This window comes from uncultured Pelagibacterium sp. (genome assembly GCF_963972885.1).
GTDB classification, from domain to species: domain Bacteria; phylum Pseudomonadota; class Alphaproteobacteria; order Rhizobiales; family Devosiaceae; genus Pelagibacterium; species Pelagibacterium nitratireducens.
The window spans coordinates 1-2,481 of sequence record NZ_CAXAXY010000171.1; the positions used below are offsets into that span (position 1 = coordinate 1).

Annotated in this window: 3 protein-coding genes, 1 tRNA gene and 1 pseudogene; 2 read left to right on the forward strand and 3 right to left on the reverse strand. The window is 59.6% G+C overall.

What is annotated here, in order from left to right:
- Positions 1-143 (forward strand): annotated as a pseudogene (locus AACZ55_RS15995) (3-methyladenine DNA glycosylase); the annotation flags it as partial.
- A 31-nt stretch (positions 144-174) separates the two neighbouring features.
- Here the strand turns inward: AACZ55_RS15995 and AACZ55_RS16000 are convergent.
- Positions 175-810 carry a L,D-transpeptidase gene (locus AACZ55_RS16000; protein ID WP_338610468.1) on the reverse strand — a complete coding sequence of 212 codons (636 nt, stop codon included), beginning with the start codon at positions 808-810 and terminating at the stop codon, positions 175-177.
- 388 nt (positions 811-1,198) lie between these two features.
- Positions 1,199-1,750, reverse strand: a complete 552-nt coding sequence (locus AACZ55_RS16005) for a DUF4168 domain-containing protein (protein WP_339647684.1) — start codon at positions 1,748-1,750, stop codon at positions 1,199-1,201.
- Between the two features lie 199 nt (positions 1,751-1,949).
- On the opposite strand from AACZ55_RS16005, the gene AACZ55_RS16010 reads away from it, so the two are divergent.
- Positions 1,950-2,261: a plasmid stabilization protein gene (locus tag AACZ55_RS16010; protein ID WP_339647686.1), complete on the forward strand. Its 312-nt coding sequence runs from the start codon at positions 1,950-1,952 to the stop codon at positions 2,259-2,261.
- Between the two features lie 131 nt (positions 2,262-2,392).
- Here AACZ55_RS16010 and AACZ55_RS16015 read toward each other — a convergent pair.
- A tRNA-Leu gene (locus tag AACZ55_RS16015) sits at positions 2,393-2,479 on the reverse strand.
- Positions 2,480-2,481: the final 2 nt, after the last annotated feature.

A 2,481-nucleotide genomic window follows, 5' to 3' on the forward strand; every position in this document is an offset into this window, starting at 1 on the left:
CCCCGGCCCCTGTCGAGGGGCCGATCCTCACCGGCCCGCGCATCGGCATTACCAAAGCCGTCGACCTGCCCTGGCGGTTCGGACTGCCCGGCAGCAAATATTTGAGCAAGCCTTTCACGAAAAACGGCTCCTCAGAGGTCTGAGGAGCCGTGCGAAATCTGATTGGATCAGGCTTTAGGCCTGGATGACCACCACGCGGGTACCCGAGGGCACGCGCTCGTAAAGGTCGATGATATCGTGATTGAGCATGCGAATGCAGCCCGACGACATCGCCAGCCCGATCGATTGCGGCTGGTTGGTGCCGTGGATACGGAACATCGTGTCCCCGCCGCTCCGGTAAAGATAAAGCGCACGGGCTCCCAAAGGATTGTTCGGCCCGCCCGCCATGCCGTTGCGATAAGGCCCGTTGGCCTCGGGATCGCGGCGCAGCATGTTTGCGGTGGGTGTCCAGCTCGGCCATTCCGCCTTGCGCCCGATATAGGCATTGCCGCGTAGCGCAAGCCCTTCGCGTCCGACACCGACGCCATAACGCATCGCCTTGCCCTCATCTTCGACAAGGTAAAGGAAGCGGGCGGGCGTATCGACGACGATAGTGCCCTTGGGATGGTTGGTCTCATAATCTACGCGCTGCCGCCGCAACTCCGGCTTTATGAGCCGTGCGTTCAGCGCGGCAAGCGGAAACGGCTCATCGGTCACGGGCCCGTAAGCATTGACCATGGACATGGAAGAAACGGAAGAAGAGGTGCGCGTTGAACACGCAGCCAGAAAAAGCGGAAGCCCTACAAGAAATCCGCGGCGTGTCAGGCTCATCGATAGCTACCCAGGCAAGAATCAACAACGTGAGCAATAATTAACCACAAGGGTTAAAACTTCTCTCACCATAATTCCGCCCCATGACGGCCCGATTGCGGCTTTTAAGCGATCCTGGCCGGGACCGCGACAAATCTGCAACACCTCCGCGTCCAACGCCGGACGTCACAGAAAGGAGCATCTGACCCGACACCCCTTTCCGTTCGATGCCAGTTACCCTTGCGGGCCCGGCGCCGACGTCATGCTTGTCGCAGCAGTGGGAACCCCGCCGTCTTCGGATGGCGGCATGTCGCATGCGGCAGCCGCCAACAATAGTGGCAATGCAAGTACAGCAAGAATTTTGCGCATTTTTGTCTCTCCCTGTTTAATGCACGGTTGATTGGGATGGTCAGTTCGCCGGCTGGACAATCGCCTCGATGGCGCCCCCGACTTCTTCGGCAAATACCGGATCGGCCTGTGCCGCGGTCAGAATGGCGTTGTACTCATCGACCGAAATGCCATCGGTGCTTTCAACTGTGCTCGCCATTTGCTCCTGGGCCATCATCTGGATTACTGCCCGGTCGTCGTCGGTCTCGGCGCTTTGCAGCTGCTGTTCCGCCTGCATGCCGATATCCATGATTTGAACGTAAGCGACCGCGAATGACTCAATCTGACCTTGGTCAAAATCAGTGGCAGGCGCCGCCATGGGGGGCTGCTCAGGAGTTGCCGGTGCGGCGTCCTGAGCCAGAACCGCACCGCCTGCGCTTGCTGCGAATATGACGCTGGCGGTCAGTGCGGTCATGGTGTTTCGAATACCCATTTTGTGTCCTTTTCCGTTCGGTGTGGAACGCCTCTCGGAGACGAACTCAATTTGTCGGGCTTTCGCAAACCCAATCCCGCAACCCTCTTGGACGATGATGACGAGAATGTGATCGGCGATAGATTGCCGGAATTCGGGCATTTCGGACCCATCCGACCGAGCATGCACCGATTTTGCCGGTACGGCCCCGAGCCTCCGACCCAACCTCCAGTTCCAGGTGATCGAAGCGCGGCAGACATGCAAAAACACCTCTGACGCCCTTATGATCTGTGAGGCGGATCCGGAACCCTTGGCCCGCCCAACGCCTTTGAGCGACAGACGTGAACAAGGAGACATGGCCATGCCACGCGGAGATAAATCCAAATACACCGACAAACAGGAACGCAAGGCCGATCACATCGCCGAAGGTTACGAAGACCGCGGCGTTTCCGAGGATGAAGCCGAGCGGCGCGCCTGGGCAACCGTCAACAAGGAATCGGGCGGCGGCAACAAGTCGGGCTCGGGCCGAGGACACAAGGACACTCACGAAGCTGCCCGCAAGGGCGGCAAAAAAGGCGGCGAAGCCAGCGCAAATCGTCCGGCCAGCGAACGTTCCGCCTCAGCCAAGAAGGCGGCGGAAACCCGCAAGAAGAACGCCGAGCACGCCCACTAGAGCCGTTGTTTTGTCGCGCGTCCGAACCGCAAAACCGTTTCCATCCCCGATCGCGTCGAGGACATGCTTTTGCTGGGACGCGCTCCAGGATGACCGGCGTAATGTAATGAAAATGGCCCCTGGGCCAGAGATGGTGCGGTCGAGAAGACTCGAACTTCCACGGGAGTTACCCCACAGCGACCTCAACGCTGCGCGTCTACCAATTCCGCCACGACCGCAC

Coding starts and splice junctions, on each gene's coding strand:
- AACZ55_RS16000 (WP_338610468.1), bottom strand. CDS start 810: ATGAGCCTGACACGCCGCGGATTTCTTGTAGGGCTTCCGCTTTTTCTG.
- AACZ55_RS16010 (WP_339647686.1), top strand. CDS start 1,950: ATGCCACGCGGAGATAAATCCAAATACACCGACAAACAGGAACGCAAG.
- AACZ55_RS16005 (WP_339647684.1), bottom strand. CDS start 1,750: ATGCCCGAATTCCGGCAATCTATCGCCGATCACATTCTCGTCATCATC.